The organism is Actinosynnema sp. NPDC050801 (assembly GCF_040673975.1).
Classification (GTDB): Bacteria; Actinomycetota; Actinomycetes; order Mycobacteriales; family Pseudonocardiaceae; genus Actinosynnema.
This window is the reverse complement of the sequence record NZ_JBFAQZ010000059.1, coordinates 1-1,585: the sequence shown is the minus strand read 5'-3', so window position 1 is coordinate 1,585 and position 1,585 is coordinate 1. Positions and strand designations below refer to the sequence as shown.

Below are 1,585 nucleotides of genomic sequence, written 5' to 3'. Positions count from 1 at the left end.
AGCTTGCCGTTTAAGCTGTTCGGCGGGGTTTGGTGCCCTTCTTGTGGTGGGCTGGTCGGGTGTGTGCCTGGCCGGTGGCCAGGAGTAGGCCGACGTCGAAGCGTTGCGCGACAACACGATTCTTCGACCCGAGAGGTCGTCCCGGTCCAGGCCGAACAAGTTTCGGTGCCGCTGCTGGACGGGCGATCTTCGTGTGGAGGTTTCGGAACCCGCGCCGGACACGGGCCGGGGTGAGCCTGGCTGGTTCGGTGGGTCGTTCCCAGGGGTGGCGCAGGTCGGCGACCAGCGGGCGGGCCAGGCGGAGCTGCGCGTGGGCGGCCAGGATCAGCCAGGTCCACCTGTCGGCGGCGTCGGGATCGCGCAGTCGGGGTCGGGTCCAGCCGAGGGTCTGCTTGAGCATGCGGAAGGTGTGCTCGACGTCGAAGCGCCGCAGGAACATCTGCCACCAGCGGTCGACCTCGGCCGTGTCTGCGTCGACGCCGGAGCACCATAACCAGACAGGTTTGTTCACCCCGCCGCTGGGCAGGTGCTGCACCGTCAGGCGGATCACGGTGCCCTCGATGATCGGCAGTGACGCGGTGTGGTCGATCCAGGCGTTGCGGCGGGTCAGTCGTGGGTGCAGCCGGTTCCAGGCCTGGGCGGTGGCGGTGCCGTAGAGGCGGGTGTCGGTGCGGGTCAGCACGTCTTCGGCGTCCCAGGTGGTTGGGTCGCCGAAGACGAACTCGCCGCCGTGCTTGGGAAAACGTCCGCCCAACGGGTTGTGGATCCGGGGTGGGGTCGGGCGGCGCAGCACCCGGTCCGACCGCATCCGTCCCAGCACCAGCACCGGCAGATCGGCCAGCAGATACGCGATGCGCGGCGCGTCGTAACCGGCGTCGAGCACCACGAGGATCTCCGGATCACCCTGTCTCCACTGCTCGGCGGCGATCAGCCGTTCGACCACCCCGCGCACCTGGGCGACGGTCACGGCGGCGACGTCCGCGCCGGGCGGCAACCGGACCGCGTCCAGCAGTGCCGTCCAGGACGTGCCGCCGGTCTCCAGCGCGGCTACGAACGAGTACGGCCATCCCGGGATCATGCGGTGCTCGTTGTGTCCGCGGCCGTAGGTGTGGCAGAAGGAGCGGTCCGGGCAGGTGTTGCCGTCCGGACGCAGCCAGGGCGAGACGTCCACCGCGAGCACCAGGCGACCGTCCGCCGCACGGGGCAGCGGCAGCCCGGCCAACGCGTCACGTAACCGGTCGGTGTCGATCCGGCCGTTGTTGACCGCGTCGTACAGCCCGCCGTGCCCGCGCCGATGCTCGGACGCCAACGACAGGCCGACCAGCGTCCGCACCGGCCCGTCGGCGCACAGCACGGCGTCGGCCAGCTCGAACAACCCGTCCGCCCGGCGGGTCAGACACCGGTGGAACTCACGCCGGAACCCGGACAACTCCCCGAGTGCCAGTCCAGGGTCGAGATGGTGCACACTGATCACGCAGCCCTTTGGTCGATCATCCTTCTGTCGCAAGAGCGATGATCAACCAAGGGCTGCTTCCATGATCAACCGGGGTGTGCGTCACCCGTCCGGGACCTTAAACGGCAAGCT

The 1,585-nt window shown here is 69.3% G+C and carries 1 protein-coding gene; it reads right to left on the bottom strand.

Annotated features, from left to right (window positions below):
- Positions 1-10 precede the first annotated feature (10 nt).
- Positions 11-1,429, bottom strand: a complete 1,419-nt coding sequence (locus AB0K14_RS40835; RefSeq protein ID WP_360466776.1) for an NF041680 family putative transposase — start codon at positions 1,427-1,429, stop codon at positions 11-13.
- Positions 1,430-1,585 lie beyond the last annotated feature (156 nt).